Source organism: Hymenobacter oligotrophus (assembly GCF_003574965.1).
Classification (GTDB): domain Bacteria; phylum Bacteroidota; class Bacteroidia; order Cytophagales; family Hymenobacteraceae; genus Solirubrum; species Solirubrum oligotrophum.
On record NZ_CP032317.1, the window covers coordinates 1,697,561 to 1,715,336 of the forward strand.

Below are 17,776 nucleotides of genomic sequence, written 5' to 3' on the forward strand. Positions count from 1 at the left end.
CCGATGCGTTTTTAATGAGCAGATGCGTTGTTTACGCGCATGCGCCCCGTTAGTCTGCAAGTTTCCTCCGTTGTCTTAATCTGCGGTTAAAAGCTTATTAAAGCCAGGTTAAAAAGCGGCTTTCTAGGTGTCGAGCCGAGGCAGCTCCAGTACCACCCGGGTGCCCTGGCCGAATTGGCTATGCACCTGAATGCTGCCGCCGTGCAGCTCCATAATTTGGTGCGTGAGGGGCAATCCGATGCCGTGGCCGGGTACACCGCGCGCGTTATCGGCCCGGAAAAAGGGCACGAACACTTGTTGCCGGTCGGCCTCGTGCATGCCCACTCCCCAGTCCTGCACTTCCAGCTTCACATGGCGGGCGTTGGCGCCAAGGGTAGCCAGCACCGGCCGCCGGGCACCGCGCGAAAACTTGCAAGCGTTTTCGAGCACGTTGAGCGCGGCCGAGAGCAGCAAGGCTTCGTTGCCGCTCACCACGGGCTCGATGTCGGCAGGGAGCTGAAAATCCAAATCGATGCGGCAGGTTTGGTGGCGGCGCTGCACCTCTTCGTGCGCTTGCAGCAGCAACTCATCGAGGCGCAGCGGGGCCAGCGGCACCTGCGAGGGGTCGTCGGAGGCGCGGGCAATTTGCAGCAGGCCATTGGTGAGGTCTTTCAGCAGGCGGGCGGCATCGAGGGTATTGCGCAGTACCTGCTGGTACTCCTCGGCGCTGCGCGGTTGCAGCAAGGCTACCTCCAGCTCGCCGATGAGCACCGTAAGCGGCGTGCGCAGCTCGTGCGAGGCATCGCGCACAAAGGTGCGCTGGCCTACAAACGCGGTTTGCAACCGATCGAGCAGGCTGTTGAAGGTGCGGGCCAGCTGCGACACTTCGTCTTGGCCGCCGGCGCCCGACAAGCGGCGGTGCATGTCGGAGGCGGTAATGCTGCTCATTTCTTGCACGGCCAAGCGCATGGGCCGCAGGGCCTGGCCGGCGAAAATCCACCCACCAATACCCGTTACTACCAACGAAATCAGCAAGCCCGTAATAAGCACCGTGCGCAGCGTACCCAGCTTTTGCTCGCTGTCGGCATCCTTCGACCAAGCCACCACCAGAAACCGGCCGCGCTCGGGCACGGCGTAAAACATGCCCACCGTGTAGCGCCAGTTGGGCAGTTTTTGGGCCATGCGCTGGCCGTTGTTGGCCAGCCACTCCGCGGGCAACGCGCGGTTGGTGTTCATGCCTTCCCGAAACACCAAGCGCCCATTCAGGTCGTAAATCCGCACCTCTTCGTCGGGGAGGGTGCGGTAAAACTGCCGCAAGTAACGGCTGTAGCCGGGCCGGCTGCGCGGGTCGGTTTTGGCCTGGGTGCCATCGAAATACACGTGCGCCACCACCAGGGCGCGGTTGCGCAAGCTTTCCTCGAACGACTGGCTGCGCGAGAGGTAAGTGAAAAAATATATCAGCGCCGAAAACAGCAGCAGCGTGCAAGCCACGATGGCAGCAAACTGCAGCGCCAGGCGCAGGCGGATGGACATGGGGCAGTTAGTGAGTTTGCGGGGTTCCTGAGTTTAGGAGTTGAAAACAGAGCAAGCTGAGCAGGTGCCCTAGGTGAAGAAACGTGCATTCGTACCTAGAGCCGGCGGCAGCACAAGCAGGCACCAACTGGCCGGCTACGCAGCCGAGCGGCGCGGCTTCGGGGTTGCAAGCCCGAGCTGCCTGCTGCGGCACCTAGGCAAATTTTAAAACCTTGCCCTCCACGACCTCCAAAACGCTTGCTACCCTTCGTTGACTTTGGCCACGTAGCCCATGCCCACAAGCGTGTGAATGAGCTTGGGCGAAAACTCCTTGTCGATTTTTTTGCGCAAGAAGTTGATGTACACGTCGATGACATTGGAGCCGGTGTCGAAACTGGTTTCCCACACGTGCTCTAGAATATCGACGCGCGACACCACCCGCCCCTGGTTGCGCAGCAGGTAGTGCAGCAACGCAAACTCGCGGGCCGTGAGCTGAATGGGCTGCCCGGCACGCATTACCTGCTTGCTCATGGGGTCGAGGGTGAGGTCGGCGAGGCGCAGCACAGGTTGGCTGGGGGCCTCCTGCCGCCGCCGCGACAACGCCCGGATGCGGGCCAGCAACTCCTGAAAGGCAAAGGGTTTCACGAGGTAATCGTCGGCGCCGGCGTCGAGCCCCCGAATTTTGTCGTCGGTTTCGCCTAGGGCCGTGAGCATCAAGATGGGCACCCCCGTGTTGTGGGCGCGCACTTGCCGGCACACCTCCAACCCGCTCAGGCCGGGCAGCAGTTGGTCGAGGATGATCAAATCGTAGGACGTGGTAAGGGCCTGGCGCAAGCCCAGCAGGCCGTCGGCGGCAATATCAACCGAGTGGGTTTGCTCGCTCAGCCCCTTTTGCAGGAACGCGGCCACTTTCGGTTCGTCTTCAACCAACAGAATTTTCATAGGCAAATAAAATACTGGACCGAAGGTAGCCGGTTGCGCTCATCCTACAGCACTAATCAGCTCGACTGTAAGATGTTTGGTCGAATTATTGCAGCAAAGCTTATTACAAATTATTATCAGAATAATTTAAGATTAACTTGACTAATTAGCCTGCGTCCTATAAGTTTATGGAAAAATCTTATCTCTTAGGCTCTCCAACTGCTTCTCACGTCGACTTGCACCTCTGCACCTAGGGCCGCGCCACCGGCTTTCGGATTGCTGCGTATAGGTCTGCTCTGAAGCATAACTCCACCACCAACATGCCCCACTTGCTGCACCGCGCACGGCTGTGCCTTTTTCTGCTGCCGTTTTTGTTTGCGGCTTGCGTGCCCCAGCGCAACCTGCCCTATTTCCAAGGCAAATACAATACCTCTACGGCGGTGCTAATGCCTAACGCACCGCAGCCGTACCGCATTCAGCCCAACGATGTGCTGTCGGTGCGGGTGCAAAGCGTGCAGCCTGCACTCAATGAGATTTTTAACGTGACGGATGCACGGGCCGTGTTTCAGGGCGACCCCGGCAATATGTTTCTGGCCGGTTACAACGTCGACGCCACCGGCCATATCAATTTACCTACCGTGGGCAAGGTGAAAGTGCAAGGCCTTACCATCGACGAAACCCAGGCGCGCATCCAGCGCGAGGTGGGCAATTTTGTGCGCGATGCCAACGTGCTCGTGAAGCTGCTTTCGTTTAAAATCACGGTGCTCGGCGAGGTAAGAAACCCTGGCCGCCATTTCGTGTATAATGGCCAGGCAACGGTGCTCGAGGCATTGGGCTTGGCCGGCGACCTAACGGAATTTGGCAACCGCCGTAACGTGAAGCTCATTCGGACTTCGCCCAAAGGCAACGAGGTGGTACTGCTCGACCTCACCGACCCGAAGCTGTTGGCATCGCCCAACTTTTTTTTGCTGCCCAACGACGCGTTGTACGTAGAGCCCCTGGCCGCCCGTACCAACCGCGCCAACACCGCCAACCTCGCCTTGGTATTCTCGGGTATCTCGGCCCTGGCCCTGATCCTGAACTACCTCAAGCTGAACTAGGAACGTAGGTACCTGCGTCCGCACCGGCTTGCTCCCCCACACGTCCAAACACCTAGCCCAACCGGCATGGAATCACGCGCTACCACTTCCGACGATTTAGATCTTCATCAGTTATTCTTCAAGCTGCGGGCCCGCTGGCACTTCTTTCTGGTGGGTTTGTTGCTGGCCGGCGCGGCCGCGTTGTTGTACCTCAAGGCCAAGTCGCCGGTATACGACTACAGCGCCACCATGCTGATGGGCAACCAAAGCACCGGCTCGAAGCAAGCGCAAGAGCTGCTGAACCTGCTCGAAGTAAAAGAGCGCGGCATTCAAATGGAAGACGAAATTGGGCTGGTTAGCTCGGCCGGCATGGTGCGCCAGGCCATCGAGAAGCTCCCCGATTTCAAGGTGAGCTACTACGCCGCCCCCGACAACTGGCTGAACAAGGTGGCCACGCTGCAAGTGCGCGAGCGGCCGGTGGGCACCGTGCCGTTTCGGGTAGAGCCCGACCTAGACGCGCCCCAGCTTACGGGCACCAAAGTAAGCCTGGAGGTGCTGCCCGATGGCCGCTACCGCCTGCAGGCCAAAGTAGATAAAGGCCAGCTGGCCGACCTGAACACCGGTGCGGTGGTGCGCGAAGTAATCGACACGGAGCTCGACCACACCCTGGCGGCCGGCGAGCCGCTGCGCCACGCCCTGCTCAACGTTACCATTCGGCCCGAGGCCAACGCCACGGTTACGCCCGGCGAGAAATACTTTTTTACCCTGAACGACGTGGGCAGTTTGGCGGGCGCCTACCAAGAGCGCCTCAAGGTGCGCACCATCGACCAGGAGTCGCGCATTATTGAGCTGCGCACCAAGGGCACCGTGCCCATTAAGGAGCAGCAGTTTTTGGATACGCTGATGAACGTGTTCATCACGGCCGACCTGCGCGAGAAAAACCAGACCGGCCAGAAAACCGTGGCGTTTCTCGACAACGAAATTGCCAAGCTGGCCCAGGCCCGCCAGCAATCGGCCGCAGAGCTGAGCACCTTTCGGGCCGAGCGCGGCGTGGTAGACGTAAACGCCCAGTCCGCGTCGGGTATTCAGCAAACCTCCATCCTCGAAAACGAACGCACCCGGTTGGCCTCGCAGCGCAGCTTTTACCAAGGCATGCTGCGCCAGCTCCGCGACGACCGCGCCGTTACGGCCGCTTCGGCCTCGGGCGTAAACGACCCCGTGCTGAGCAGCCTGATTTTGCAAATGGCCGAGCTGTACAAAGAGCGCTCAGGCCTGGTGGTGAATGCCAGCAACAACAACCCGCTGGTGGCCGTGCTCGATGAGCGCATCCGCAACACGCGCGCTTCGCTCGAGCAAAACCTGAGCAGCATGATTCGCTCGACCGACATTCAGTTGGCCGACCTCACGGCGCAACTCAACAAGGTGCGCTCCGAGATGAGCCGCATGCCCGAAAACGAGCGGCAATTGGCCGTGCTGAAAAGCAAATCCGATTTCAACGATAAGAACTACGGCTTTTTGGTTGACAAGCGCGCCGAAGCGGCCATTGAGCTAGCCACCAATACCACCGATAAAAAAGTTATCGACCGGGCAGCCATGAGGGGCAACGGCCCCTCGGCGCCACAGCCGCTGTTTGTGGGCTTTATGGCTTTGCTGGCCGGCTTGCTTACCCCCCTAGGTGTGGTGTTGCTGATGGACAAAGCCAACCGCCGCATCCAGAGCAAAGAAGACCTCTCGCGCATTACCGATATTCCGATGTTGGGCGTAGTGGCACACGGCAACAAATCGGAGCGGCAGGAAATGCTGCACAACCCCAAAGGCCCCATTGCCGAGTCGTTCCGCTCGATTCGGGTAAACCTGCAGTACCTCTCGGCCGGGCTCGATAAAAAGGTGATTGGTGTAACCTCCTCGGTACCGGGCGAGGGCAAAAGCTTCTGCGCCGTAAACTTGGCCGCCGAGCTGGCCCACTCGGGCCGCCGTGTAGTGCTGGTTGAGACGGACTTGCGCCGCCCTACCGTGGCCAACTACTTCAACTACGACCCGCAGGCGCCGGGCCTGGCCGCTTACCTGGCCAACCTGCACCCGCTGGGCGACTGTTTGCGGGCCTCGTCGGTGCCGAACCTCGATGTGCTGATGTGCGGCGACATTCCGCCGAACCCGATGGAGCTGCTGGAATCAGCGCGAATGGCCTCGCTCATGGAGCAACTGCGCGAAGAATACGACTACGTACTGCTCGATACCCCGCCCGTGGGCTACGTGTCGGAGTACTTTGTGCTGCTGCGCCACCTCGACGCCAACATTTACGTGGTGCGCCAGAACTACACCGATCCGTCGTACATCAGCCAGATCAATGAGCTCTACGACGAGGGCAAAATCAAGCATGTCTACATCATTATCAACGACATGCACTTCAACAAAACCTACGAGTACCGCTACAAAAAGAAAGCTTACACCTACGGGTACAGCCAATAGATAGTGCCCGGCCCGCGGGCCGGCACCGCTGCTCTGCCTCCACCTTTTTACTGCTTTCTTTATGGCCTCGTCCGCTGCCCCGGCACGCAGTCTTACTGCCGCCACGGTTCACGGTGTGAAGTGGACCACGGGTGCCTCCATTACCACTGCGCTGCTGCAGGTGGGCTACACCGCCGTAATGGCGCGTTTGCTCACGCCCGCCGAGTTTGGCTTGGTGGCTTTGGCCGGCGTAATCCTGCGTTTTGGCAGCTATTTCGCCCAAATGGGCATGGAGCAAGCCATTATTCAGAAGCCCGACATTACCACCCAAGATGTGCGGGCAGCGTTTACCTCATCGGCCCTGCTAGGGGCGTTGTTCACAGCCATTTTGGTGGTGGGCGCGCCACTTGCCGTTGCGTTTTTCCACGAGCCCAAAGCGGTGCCGGTGGTGCGGGTGCTGGCCCTAGGTCTGTTGCTGACAGGCCTTAACGCCACTGCCCTGAGCTTGCTGCGGCGGCAAATGCGCTTCCAAATTCTGGCCATCATCGAGGTGGCGGCCTACGTGCTGAGCTACGGCGGCATCGGCATTGTAATGGCGTGGGCGGGCTTTGGCGTGTGGGCCCTGGTAGGCGCCCAAGTTGGCCAGTTGCTGCTGCTCACGGTTATGGCCTACGCGGCCGCGCGCCACTCCCTGCTGCCGATTTTTCAGTGGGCGGTGTACCGCCCGCTGGTGGCCTACGGTTCGCGCATGTCGGCCATTAGCTTCCTGGAGTTCCTTACCGGCTCGCTCGACACCCTGCTGATTGGCCGATTGCTAAACGCGGCCGCCCTCGGGTTATACAACCGCGCCTGGATGCTCATTGGCTTGCCCATTTACTTGCTCACGAGCAGCATTGCCAAGGTTATCTTTCCGTCGTTCAGCCAGCTGCAGCACGACCGCCCCAAGCTGCGCGAGGTGTACCTAAGCAGCATTATGCTGATCGGGGCCGTGGTGATGCCCACGTGCGCGGGCGCCGCCATGGCCGCGCCCGAAATTGTGCTGGTAATGCTCGGCCCCAAATGGCTCGAGGCCGCGCCCATCTTGCAAATGGTGTGCGTAGCGTTTTCGATGAGCATGGTTACCATGTTTGCCGGCGTGGTGTGCGATGCCACGGCCACCCTCACCCCTAAGCTCATCCTCAACATCGGCTACACGGCCCTGCTGCCTTTGCTGTTTGTGATGATGGCGCCCTACGGCTTGGTGGGCGTAGCTGCGGCCGTGGTAATGGGCGAAGTTGTGCGCACCATTCTGTACATGAGCCTGATGAACCGGGTACTGGCCGTGGCGCCGCTGGCGGTACTGCGCTCCTACGTGCCCGGCCTTACCATGGCAGCCGCCGTGGCGCTGGTGCTGGGCTTGGTGATGTACGGCCTGCGCACAGCCGGCGCGCCGCTGCCGGTACGCTTTGGCTTGGCGCTGCTTACCGGGGCCGTAACGGCTGGTGGGCTGCTGCTGTTTTGGCCGCCCGAGCCGCTGCGCGCCCTGCTGGTGCGCATTGTGGCCAAGCTCTCGTTGCCCACTACGGGCTGGGCCGCCGCCCCCGCGGCCTGGCTGATGCAGCGCCTAGGTGCTACTCTGGCTCCGGCTGCTGCGGCACCCGTGGTGCCCTATCCTGCCCCCAGCGCCCGGCGCCAGCCTGCCCTTTCTCCCGACCCCGAAGCAGAATTGGTATGAAAACCAAAGTTCTATTCGACCATCAAATTTTTACCGTGCAAAACTACGGTGGGGTGTCGCGGTACTTCTGCGAGTTGATGCGCCACGCCGGACCTGGGCTACAGTGCGAGCTGCCGGTGGTGCTTAGCAACAACCTGTACCTGCGCAACCGGCAGTACACCAACCACCGCACGTTTTTCCCGAACACGAATTTGCCCGGCGGCTGGCGCATCATGAGGGCCTGCAACGATTGGGCCGCGCGCAAAGCCTTGCGGCGCGGGGCGTTCGATGTGTTTCACCCAACGCTGTTCGACGACGACTACTTTCTAGAGCGGATGCCGGCGGGCAAGCCCTTCGTCATCACCATCCACGACATGATTCCGTACCTGTACCCGGCTTATTACCCGGGTCGGGAGCTGAGCCACTTAAAGCGCGTGGCCGAGCGGGCCAGCCGCATCATCACGGTTTCGGAAAACACCCGCGCCGATGCCCTGCGCCTGCTGCGCCTGCCGCCCGAGCGCGTGGTGGTTATTCCGCACGGCACTACCACCACCGAGGCCACCGGGCCGGCACCTAGGGTACCGGGCCGTTACGTGCTGTACACCGGCACGCGCGGCATGTACAAAAACTTCGGCTGCTTTGCCGAGGCGGCCAGCCTGTTGCGGCGCCAATACCCCGAGTTGTATTTCGTGTGCGCGGGCGGCGGGCCGTTCAGCCCGGCCGAGCAGGAGCAGTTGCGCGCCTTGCAGCTCACCGACCGGATGGTACAGCTGGGCCCGCTCACCGATGCCGAGTTGGCATACTTGTACCGCGGCGCAGCGGCCTTCGTATTTCCCTCGCACTACGAGGGCTTTGGGTTGCCCATTTTGGAGGCCTTTGCCCACGGCTGCCCGGTGGTGCTAAGCGAAGCCTCGTGCTTTCCGGAAGTTGCCCAAGAAGCGGCGCTGTACTTCCGGCCCGAGGCACCCCAGCAACTGGCCGAGCAACTGGCGCATGTACTCTCCGATAAAGCGCTGAAACAACGCCTGAGCGCGGCTGGTCGGCTACGCAGCCAGGATTTTACCTGGGAACGCACGGCCGACCTTACGCGCCAGCTCTACAAAGACGCCGTAACCGAGCCGCTTGTGCTCGAGCTCACCTAACCCTCCACTTCTCCGCTTACTTTGCCATGATCATCAGCCTGCGATTCCGCTTTCTGGTAGTGCTGCTGGTGGTGTTTCTTACCGACCAAGCCTTTACGGCCTTCGTGTTCGAAGACACCGACGACCCAGTGCTGTGGATGTGCATGCAGTTGCTCACGGCTAGCATGATTGGGCTGAGCGCCTTGTACCTGCGCTACTTTAGCCGGCCCATGCGCACGTGGTATTTCGTGATGCTGGCTTGCTTGGCGGCGCTGGCGCTGGAGTCGCGCATTGGCTGGGACACCTGGATGGTGTATCCGCACGTGTTCAACAAGCTGCTCGTAATCATGCCGCTGTTTGCGGTGTATGGCTTCTATCGCCGCTACGGCATGCCGCCCCTAGGTTTGCTGATGGCGTTTTTGCTGGTGGGCTTGGCCGCGAGCTTGGTTATTAACTTTCCGGAAGCCCTGAGCTTGGCTTCGTTCGTCGACAACGAGCGGGGCTTCAACGTCGAGTCGACGTACCTGATTTTGCTGCTGGCGCTGTACTACTTCAACCAGTACGTAGCCAAAGGCGGGCTGCCTAGGTTGCTGGTGTTTTTTGTGGCCCTGGGCATGATCGGGTTTTTGCAGCACCGCACGGTGTGGCTGTGCGCGGTGTTGGCCCTTACGCTCAACATACTGCTGCTGCGCCGCACGGCCGGCGTCACGCTTTCGTTCCAACGCTTCCTGCCCATGTTTGTGCTCCCGATTGTGGTGGCCCTAGGTGGCGGCATTGGCGTGGTGCTGAACAACCCCGAGGTAGTAGCCCGCCTCGAAACCAGCCTCGAAGACATCCAAAACCCCGACAAGCAGGGCACCGGCAGCTGGCGCCTGCAGCAGTTTCGCTCGTACGAGCCGTTTATTCTGGAGCACCCGGTGGCGGGCATGCGCCTCAAAGGCTTCGAGCTGCCCATTCAGTTTTACGCCACCGACTCGAAGCTGAAGGTGTGGAAGGACGGCACCGGCCACCACTTTCATAGCTGGTACGTCGACCGCCTGTTTTACTTCGGGGTGGTGGGTGTGCTGCTGGTGCTGGTGATGCCCATCCGGCTGGTTATCCGGCGCCTGCGCCACCCCGAGCCACTCGATGCCAACTCGGCTGCTTTCCTGGCTTTTTTGGGTAGCAGCCTCCTCTACAGCTTTTCCTACGACTGGCCTTACTACATGTACTCCGTTTACGGATTCGCCCTAGCCATCATGGATCCATTGCCGGTGGCCGCGCCGGCCGCTTACCAACCCCGGGTGCCCCGCCGCGTGCGCCGCACCGAAGAGGCTATTCCTTCCACCGCCGTAGCCCATGCAGATGCTTGAAAACTACTCCCCTAGCGCGGGCTTCGATACGCCGGTGCTGCTGCTCATCTTTAACCGCCCCGCTACCACGCGCCGCGTGCTGGAGGCCATCCGGCAGGTGCGGCCCACGCGCCTGTACGTAGCCGCCGACGGCCCCCGCCCCAACCGCCCCACCGACGAGGCCCTGTGCGCTGAAACCCGCGCCCTGGTGCGCGAGCTGGTCGACTGGCCTTGCGCAGTGCAAACCTTGTTTCGGGCTGCCAACCTTAACTGCGGCGTGGCGCCGGCCACGGCCATCGACTGGTTTTTTCAGCACGAAGAAGAAGGCATCATTCTGGAAGACGATTGCGTGCCGGCCCGCTCGTTTTTCGCCTTCTGCGCCGAGCTGCTGGCCCGCTACCGCCACGACACGCGCGTGATGCACATCGGCGGCAACAACTTCGCCGCCGAAGCAGCCCAAGCACCCGGCCCGGGCACCGATTCGTATTACTTCTCCAGTCAGGTAAACAGCTGGGGCTGGGCCACGTGGCGCCGCGCCTGGCAGCACTTCGATTTTGCCATGCGGCGCCTGCCCGAACTCGAGGCCCAAGGCAAGCTGCGGGGCATTTACAGCTCGTGGCTGGAGGAGCGCTACCGCCTCAGCAAAATCCGCGGAGTGCTGGCCCTGCCGCAGCCGCCCGATGTGTGGGACTACCAGTGGCACTTTGCCATTGCGGCCAACTCGGGAGCGTGCATTGTGCCGGCCGTAAACTTGGTCGGCAACATCGGCTTTGGCGAGCAAGGCACCCACACCACCGATGCCGCCGACAGCCAAGCCGATGTGCCCACGCAGGAGCTGCCGTTTCCGCTGCATCACCCGCACCACGTGCTCATCGACCGCAGGCGCGACCGGCGGCGTTTTCAGGAGTTTCTGCAGAGCCGCATCCGGGCCAAGCTGCAACGCCTGCTGAAGCGCGCCGCCCCGGCTCAGCAACCCGCCCCAGTGGCTGCTGCCACCGTTTTGGCTTCACCCAAAGCCGAGCTTTTCTCACCGGCTACCCAAGCTTAGCGCCATGAAAATTTTGCTTTCTGCGTACGGCTGCCAGCCCAACTCGGGCGGCGAAGACAGCCACGGCTTTAATACCCTTTGGGAAACCGCCGCGCTGGGCCACCAGGTGTGGTGCTTTACCACGCCGCTAGATAAAAACGGCTCCATCGAGAAGTACCTGCACGAGCACGCCCACAACCCCATTGCCCAGCGCATACGGGTGGTAAACGTGGAGGTGCCTAAGTTGCTGAATTACCTGTACCGCTGGCAGTTTGGCGTGTACGCGCACTACATCTACTGGCAATACCGCGCGTGGCGCAAGGCACAGGAAATCGACCGGGAGGTGGACTTTGATTTGGTGTACCACATCACCTACAACAGCCTGCAAATGGCCTCGTGGATGTGGCGCCTGGGCAAACCGCTGCTGCTGGGTCCGCTAGGCGGCGGCATGAAAGCCCCGGCCTCGCTGCGCCGCTATCTGCCCGATTGGTTTAAAACCGAAACGATGCGCAACCTCATCAGCCGGCTGCTCATCACTTTCGACCCGAACGTGCGCCAATCGTTGCGCCATGCCAGACTGGTGCTCACGGCAAACCGCGAAACCGCCGAGCTGGCGCGTCGCCTGGGTGCCAAGCACGTGGAGCTGGCCATGAGTACCGGGCAGTTCCCGGCGTTTTACCCCCCGCAGTACCCCGTGCGCCCGCAACGCACCAACGGCGAGTTGCGCATTCTGTGGCTGGCCCGCTTGTTTCCGCGCAAAGGCTTGCACTTGGTTATCGAAGCGTTGGGCAAGGTCGATCCGCGCGTTAAGTTTCACCTCGATATCGTGGGCGACGGGCCCGTGGCACCCTTGCTGCCGGGCTGGATTGCCGAGGCCGGCATTCAGGACAAAGTAACCTGGCACGGCGCGGTACCTTTTGGCGCGGTGCGGCAGGCCTACCTCGAGCACGACTTGTTTATGCTTTGCAGCCTGCGCGACACCTTCGCCTCGCAGTACCTCGAGTCGATGGCCTTGGGCTTGCCCATTCTGACGCTCGACCACCACGGCGCTACCGATTTTATTCCCGACGACGCCGGCATCAAAGTGCCCGTAACCACGCCCGAAGCTACCGCCGAGGCCCTGGCCCGGCAGGTGGAGTACCTCTACGACCACCCCGCCGAGCTGGAGCGCATGGGCCGCGCCAGCTACGCCTATGCGCTCCAGCACACCTGGCCCAAGCTGGTGTCGCACCACCTAGGGCGCCTAGCGGCCCACGACCCCGCCTTTGCCGAGTTGGCCGCGCCGTTAACTCCGCAAGCCCAGGCGGCGGCCAAGCCCGCCGCGCCGGCCCTTGCACACGCACCAGTGTTGCCCTAGGGCGGCCCCACTGTTTTCTTCAGCCGAGCTTTCTCTCCACTCCACTTCCGCTTCCGAGGCTTATGTTGTACATCGTCATTCCGGTATTCAACCGCCTGGCTTATACCCGTGCTTGTTTGCAGTCGCTGCGGCAGCAAACCATCAACCGCTTCCGCACAATTGTAGTCGACGATGGCTCGACCGACGGTACCAGCGAAGTGCTGGCGCGTGAGTTTCCGGAGGTAGAAGTGTTGCAGGGCGACGGAAACCTGTTTTGGACAGCCGGCGTGAACATGGGCATCCGACGCGCGCTGGAGCACGGCGCCGACCGCGTAATGACGCTCAACAACGACGTGATTTGCGACGCGGCCTTTGTGGAGCGCATGCTGCACTGGGCCCACAAATACCCCGAAGCACTCCTAGGTGCCCTGGAGCTCGATGCTTCCACGGCCCAGCCTATTTACGGCGGCGAGGTGTTCAGCTGGCTTACGCACCGCCGCAGCGACTTGCTGGAGGTGCTGAAGCCCGAGCAACGCCGCGGCCTGCACCCAGTTACCTACTTGCCGGGCCGCGGCCTGCTTATTCCGGCGCAGGTGTTTGCCAGCATCGGCCTGTTCGACGAGAAACGCCTGCCCCACTACCTGGCCGATTACGACTTCACGAGCGTGGCGCGGCGGCACGGTTTTCCTGTCTACATCAACTACGACGCGCACCTGCTGACTTACCCCGAGGAAAGCGGCCAGGAAATTACGCGCAAGCAAAAAAGCCTGCGCGGTTACTACGAGCACCTGTTTGGCATTCGGGGCGGCGGCAATCTGCGCAACTTCACGCACTTCGCCCTGAAAAACTGCCCCACGCCGCTGGTGCCGCTGTTTCTTGTCAACGGCTACGCCCGGCGGCTGGTCGGGTACTTTTTGCATTGACAGCGCGACGGAGGCAGCCCTAGGTCGACGGGTGGGTAAAGTCCTGAGCCAGCGTACCAAGCCCTAGGTGCGAAGTGCCGCGTGCGGCGCCAGCAAGGGCCGCAGGCTATTTATGTTATCTGCACTTTTCACCTATCAGTTACCCCACGCCTATGTCGCCTTTTCGTCTGATTTGCTGGTCGTTGTTTGGATCGTGCTTGGCGGTGCCCGCTTCGGAGCAGGCCGGCGTGCCCGGCGCCAATACGCTGGTCATTAAACGCGGCGGCGTTTACTCGGGCACGTTTCGCAGCACCAACCCCGATAAGCCGTGCATCCGCATCGACACCAACGAGCCCGTGGTGCTGCGCTATTGCCGGCTCGAGGGCACCGGCTTGCTGATTGATGCCCGCAACGGCGGCGCCCGCCTAACGGTGCAGCACTGCACGGGCGTAGCCTTGGCCCCCACCGATGACAACGCGGCCCCCGGCAGGTTTCTGGAAGCCAACAGCGCTACCTCCCTTGCAGTAACCAATTGCGAGATGCGCCAAACCGGAGGCATTGTGGTGTACAAATGGCAAGGCAACGGCTCGGCTAGCCAAACCCTGCGCATCCTGCGCAACAAGGTGCACAATATTACCGGCCGTTACCGCAACGGGGGCGGGCGCAAGTCGCACTTTATGCTGCTGAACGGAGTACTGCAGGTGGCCAACGTCGAAATTGCCTGGAACCAAGTCCTCAACGAGCCCGACCGGTCGATGGTAGAAGACAACATTAACATCTACAACTCCTCGGGCACGTCGGCTAGCCCCATCCGCATCCACAACAACTTTATCCGGGGCGCTTACCCCGTGCCCGCTACCGCCGAAACGTTTACGGGCAGCGGCGTCACCACTGACGGCGACGGCAGCTCGCCGCTTACTTGCACCGCTAATGTTGAGGCCTACCAGAACCAGGTGGTTTCGACCTGCAACGCGGCCATGAACATTGCAGCCGGCCACCACGTGCGTTACCACCACAACCGCATGGTAAGCAGCAGCCAGCTGCCCGATGGCCGAACCCTGAAGGCCACCTACGCGGCAACCTCCGTGTTTAATGCCTATAACAAACCCCGGAGCGTGTTTTTCGCCAACAAAATCGAGAACAACACCATTGGCTTTGCCAAAAGCGGCTACCAAGTGCCCTTCGCCAATCGCCACGATTTGAGCACGGGTCATTGCCCCACGTGCATTGGCAACACGCACATGCCCAATCCTATAACCCTCGAAACCGAACAACAGGAGTGGCGCCTGTGGTTGCAGAAGCTAAGCCGGGCGGGCGTAGAAATTGGGCCCCGGCCTAAAGCCAAAGCGTTGGCCGTCCGCGCCAAACGCGTCTGATTACCAACCTTTTTCAACTTTTTTTCGGCAGCACTCCCACTCGGAGTGCTTTTTTTATGGCCGAGCTTACTTAGAATTGGTCTATCAAAATTAGGTCTAGCTGTACCGTACGGGCTATAATTTCGACGCTAGGGCGCCGAAAGGCATATAAATAGTGCAATTCAACTTTATTTTGCCCCCCCCTTGCTGTTTACAAAACTTTTATACATTTGCATTGAACAACGGCATCAGCAATTGTACTTTTAACATACAATAGCTGAGTTAAAAACCTAATCAACCAGCGTGCATTTCGCAGTAGCCAGATTGCACGACGCAAAATTAGGTGATGGAAGAAGTAGGTGATAAGTGGTTGCCTGCTAAGTTTGGAGAACAGTGAAGTTGGGTTAAAAGGCTTAATACAAGCCTACTTAGCTTGGTGACGACGCCAGGCAAACCGACGCTAAGTTCTGGGCCCGGAACAAGCATTTCGGTTAGCACTGCGGTCGAAAATGGATTTTCTGGTTTAATTCTTTTCCTCTCCGAGGATAATTAAATCTCAAACCCACAATTGCACATTAAACATCTGGCGGACGGAACAAATTGTAACGACCCCAGGTTGAAACCGCAACAATTCCTGCAAAGGATCTTTTTCCCTAACAAAAACAGAATGCAAAAAACCTCTGGATTCCGGCCGCGGTTTGACCGTGAAAACTCTGGTGCACGCTTTCTGCCCTCAGTGGTGCTCGTGCTGTCGATGATTGGACTGCAGCCTAGCGTTTCGCTAGCGCAGGGCCAAGCCCCTAATGTGACGTATTCGGCACCCCTCGTAATTACGCAAGGTGGTACCTACTCTGGCAACTTCCGAAGCACGGACTCGAATACCCCGTGCATCCGAATCCAGACCACTCAACCGGTTACGATTGAGAACTGCATCCTGGCAGGCGCCGGCGACCTGATTGATGCCAAGAACGGCGGTAGCACGCTGATTATCCGCAACAACAAGGGCTACGGCCTGAACCAAAGCGTAGATAATCGCCGCCATGGCCGTTTCGTGGAGGTAAACTCGGGTCGTTCGGTACTTGTTGAAAACAATTACTTCGAACACACCTCGGGTGTGGCTGCCTACCAGTGGAGCGGCGATGGTTCGCCCTCGCAAACCCTAACGGTGCGCCGCAACGTGGCCAAGAACATCGACGGCCGCTACCGCAACGGCGGCGGCGAGTACGTACAGTTCCTAGGTCTGAACCAGGTGCGCAACGTGGGCAACATCGAGGTAGCCTGGAACCAGGTTATCAACGAGCCCAACAACTCGCTCGTCGAGGACAACATCAACTTCTACAACTCGGGTGGCAAAGCGGGCAGCCCGGCGCGCGTGCACAACAACTACGTGCAAGGTGCCTACCCCATCCCGGCCAACGCCACCAAGTTTACGGGCACCGGCATGACCACCGACGGCGACGGCTCGTCGGCCACGACCACGGCTGCCTTCATCGAAGCGTTCAACAACCAGTTCATCTCGACGTGCAACGCGGCGATGAACATTGCTTCGGGCCACGATATCCGCTTCCACCACAACCGCATGGTTACGGCTGCCGTTCTGCCCGACGGCACCAAGTTGCCTTCGGCTTGGGCCGCTACGGCTATCTTCAATGCCTACCAGCAACCGAGCAGCGTATTCTACAATAACCAGACGGACAACAACACCATTGGTTATTACCGCCAAGGCTACAACGTTCCCTTCGCCAACCGTCACGATTTGAGCACCGGTGCCTGCAACAACTGCACGAGCACCAACCACCTGCCCAACCCGATTACCATTGACACGGAGAAGAACGAGTTGACCCTGTGGCAGCAGAAGCTCCAGCAAAACAACATCACCATCGGTGTGGGTGGCTCGGGTACGGTTGTCGTTACCACACCTACGGCTCCTGCGCCGGCCCCCGCACCGGCCCCTGCTCCCGCTCCGGCTCCTGCCCCTACCAACACCGGTAGCACGCCCATGAGCGGCCCCGCCGATGCTGCTTTCTACCGCGGCATCGACATCAACGGCACGGCTGTTACCCTCGACGGCAACAAGTGGGAAGCTTCGGCTGGCGCTGCCAACGTGCAAGTAACGGGCACGAACTTCTCGAACACCTCGACTGCACTGAGCCCGGCAACGGATGCAACCCGCGCTGGCATGTTGCAAACGGCTGTAGGCGGCAGCTCGGTAGGCACTACCCTAAGCGGCGTGCCCGCTGGCACCTACTCGGTATACGCTTACATCTGGGAAGACAACAGCGCTGAGACCACCAACATTGTGCTGAATGGCCAAACGGTGAAAGCAAACCACAACACCGGCGGCGCCGGCAAGTGGGAGCGTGTAGGTCCTTTCAAAATCGAGGTAAGCAACGGCAGCATTGCCCTGAGCACCTCAGGCGGCCACCCCAACCTTTCGGGTGTGGAGGTTTGGAAACACAATACCACGACTACCGCACCGGCCCCCACGGCCCCGGCCGTAACCCGCACCTTGTTCCGCGCCATCAACCTGAACGGCCCGGCCCAGACCATCGACGGCATTAGCTACGAAGACGGCACTACGTTCAAGGACATCACCACCAACGGCGGTAAGATCTCGACGCAATCGGTGACGCTAAACCCGGCTACCGACGCAGCCCGCGCCCAGATGATCCGCTCGTTTGTATGGAGCAATAGCCTGAGCTTGAAGGTGAACAACGTTCCGAACGGCACCTACGAGGTATCGTACTACGTCTTCGAAGACAACTATGCACAAACCTACAGCACCACGCTGAATGGCCAGCCTTCGCTGACGAACTACAACAGCGGTACAGCCGGCAAGTGGCAAAAAACCGCACCGCAGAAGGTAACCGTTACCAACGGCGTTATCGAACTGCGCAGCACCGGCGGTGCCATCAACGTATCAGGTATGGAAATTTACCGCATCACGCAGTAACCCCTGCCTTCACTCAACCTCTTGCAAAGCCCGGCTCCTGCCGGGCTTTGCTGTTTTGCGACCTACTTGCTAAGCCCAGCCATTGCAATGGCTGGGCTTTTTGCACTGAAGCAGCATGA

General features: G+C 60.2%; 12 protein-coding genes. 10 read left to right on the plus strand and 2 right to left on the minus strand.

The window, feature by feature from the left end; translation table 11 throughout:
• Positions 1-123: 123 nt before the first annotated feature.
• Together D3Y59_RS07255 and D3Y59_RS07260 are read right to left on the minus strand one after the other, a co-directional pair.
• A complete protein-coding gene (locus D3Y59_RS07255) occupies positions 124-1,512 on the minus strand; it encodes a sensor histidine kinase (RefSeq protein ID WP_119444448.1) in 1,389 nt (462 codons plus the stop codon).
• Positions 1,513-1,752: 240 nt separating this feature from the next.
• Entirely contained in the window at positions 1,753-2,433 is a 681-nt protein-coding gene (locus D3Y59_RS07260; protein WP_119444449.1) for a response regulator transcription factor, read from the minus strand.
• 299 nt (positions 2,434-2,732) lie between these two features.
• On the opposite strand from D3Y59_RS07260, the gene D3Y59_RS07265 reads away from it, so the two are divergent.
• The 10 genes from D3Y59_RS07265 (at position 2,733) to D3Y59_RS18540 (ending at position 17,657) form a co-directional block, all read left to right on the plus strand.
• Positions 2,733-3,512, plus strand: coding sequence for a polysaccharide biosynthesis/export family protein (locus D3Y59_RS07265; RefSeq protein ID WP_119444450.1), 780 nt, complete (start codon positions 2,733-2,735; stop codon positions 3,510-3,512).
• A 66-nt stretch (positions 3,513-3,578) separates the two neighbouring features.
• On the plus strand, positions 3,579-5,960 hold the full coding sequence (locus D3Y59_RS07270) for a GumC family protein (protein ID WP_119444451.1): 2,382 nt from the start codon (positions 3,579-3,581) through the stop codon (positions 5,958-5,960).
• Positions 5,961-6,021: 61 nt separating this feature from the next.
• Entirely contained in the window at positions 6,022-7,653 is a 1,632-nt protein-coding gene (locus D3Y59_RS07275; protein WP_119444452.1) for a lipopolysaccharide biosynthesis protein, read from the plus strand.
• The gene (locus D3Y59_RS07280; protein ID WP_119444453.1) at positions 7,650-8,774 is read left to right on the plus strand and encodes a glycosyltransferase family 4 protein; all 1,125 of its coding nucleotides are present in this window, start codon (positions 7,650-7,652) and stop codon (positions 8,772-8,774) included. Before D3Y59_RS07275 ends, D3Y59_RS07280 begins: the two co-directional genes overlap by 4 nt.
• 26 nt (positions 8,775-8,800) lie before the next feature.
• A complete protein-coding gene (locus D3Y59_RS07285; RefSeq protein ID WP_119444454.1) occupies positions 8,801-10,105 on the plus strand; it encodes an O-antigen ligase family protein in 1,305 nt (434 codons plus the stop codon).
• Positions 10,092-11,132: a nucleotide-diphospho-sugar transferase gene (locus D3Y59_RS07290; RefSeq protein ID WP_205590879.1), complete on the plus strand. Its 1,041-nt coding sequence runs from the start codon at positions 10,092-10,094 to the stop codon at positions 11,130-11,132. Before D3Y59_RS07285 ends, D3Y59_RS07290 begins: the two co-directional genes overlap by 14 nt.
• A 4-nt stretch (positions 11,133-11,136) precedes the next feature.
• Positions 11,137-12,468 carry a glycosyltransferase family 4 protein gene (locus D3Y59_RS07295; RefSeq protein ID WP_119444455.1) on the plus strand — a complete coding sequence of 444 codons (1,332 nt, stop codon included), beginning with the start codon at positions 11,137-11,139 and terminating at the stop codon, positions 12,466-12,468.
• Positions 12,469-12,530: 62 nt separating this feature from the next.
• Positions 12,531-13,370, plus strand: a complete 840-nt coding sequence (locus D3Y59_RS07300; RefSeq protein ID WP_119444456.1) for a glycosyltransferase family 2 protein — start codon at positions 12,531-12,533, stop codon at positions 13,368-13,370.
• A gap of 152 nt (positions 13,371-13,522) precedes the next feature.
• Entirely contained in the window at positions 13,523-14,725 is a 1,203-nt protein-coding gene (locus tag D3Y59_RS07305; protein ID WP_162910616.1) for a hypothetical protein, read from the plus strand.
• A gap of 784 nt (positions 14,726-15,509) precedes the next feature.
• A complete protein-coding gene (locus tag D3Y59_RS18540) occupies positions 15,510-17,657 on the plus strand; it encodes a hypothetical protein (RefSeq protein ID WP_240410565.1) in 2,148 nt (715 codons plus the stop codon).
• The last annotated feature ends 119 nt before the right edge of the window (positions 17,658-17,776 follow it).

Bases quoted from the DNA above. Each gene is read 5' to 3' on its own strand.
- D3Y59_RS07255 (WP_119444448.1), bottom strand. From the start codon at position 1,512: ATGTCCATCCGCCTGCGCCTGGCGCTGCAGTTTGCTGCCATCGTGGCT.
- D3Y59_RS07260 (WP_119444449.1), bottom strand. From the start codon at position 2,433: ATGAAAATTCTGTTGGTTGAAGACGAACCGAAAGTGGCCGCGTTCCTG.
- D3Y59_RS07265 (WP_119444450.1), top strand. From the start codon at position 2,733: ATGCCCCACTTGCTGCACCGCGCACGGCTGTGCCTTTTTCTGCTGCCG.
- D3Y59_RS07270 (WP_119444451.1), top strand. From the start codon at position 3,579: ATGGAATCACGCGCTACCACTTCCGACGATTTAGATCTTCATCAGTTA.
- D3Y59_RS07275 (WP_119444452.1), top strand. From the start codon at position 6,022: ATGGCCTCGTCCGCTGCCCCGGCACGCAGTCTTACTGCCGCCACGGTT.
- D3Y59_RS07280 (WP_119444453.1), top strand. From the start codon at position 7,650: ATGAAAACCAAAGTTCTATTCGACCATCAAATTTTTACCGTGCAAAAC.
- D3Y59_RS07285 (WP_119444454.1), top strand. From the start codon at position 8,801: ATGATCATCAGCCTGCGATTCCGCTTTCTGGTAGTGCTGCTGGTGGTG.
- D3Y59_RS07290 (WP_205590879.1), top strand. From the start codon at position 10,092: ATGCAGATGCTTGAAAACTACTCCCCTAGCGCGGGCTTCGATACGCCG.
- D3Y59_RS07295 (WP_119444455.1), top strand. From the start codon at position 11,137: ATGAAAATTTTGCTTTCTGCGTACGGCTGCCAGCCCAACTCGGGCGGC.
- D3Y59_RS07300 (WP_119444456.1), top strand. From the start codon at position 12,531: ATGTTGTACATCGTCATTCCGGTATTCAACCGCCTGGCTTATACCCGT.
- D3Y59_RS07305 (WP_162910616.1), top strand. From the start codon at position 13,523: ATGTCGCCTTTTCGTCTGATTTGCTGGTCGTTGTTTGGATCGTGCTTG.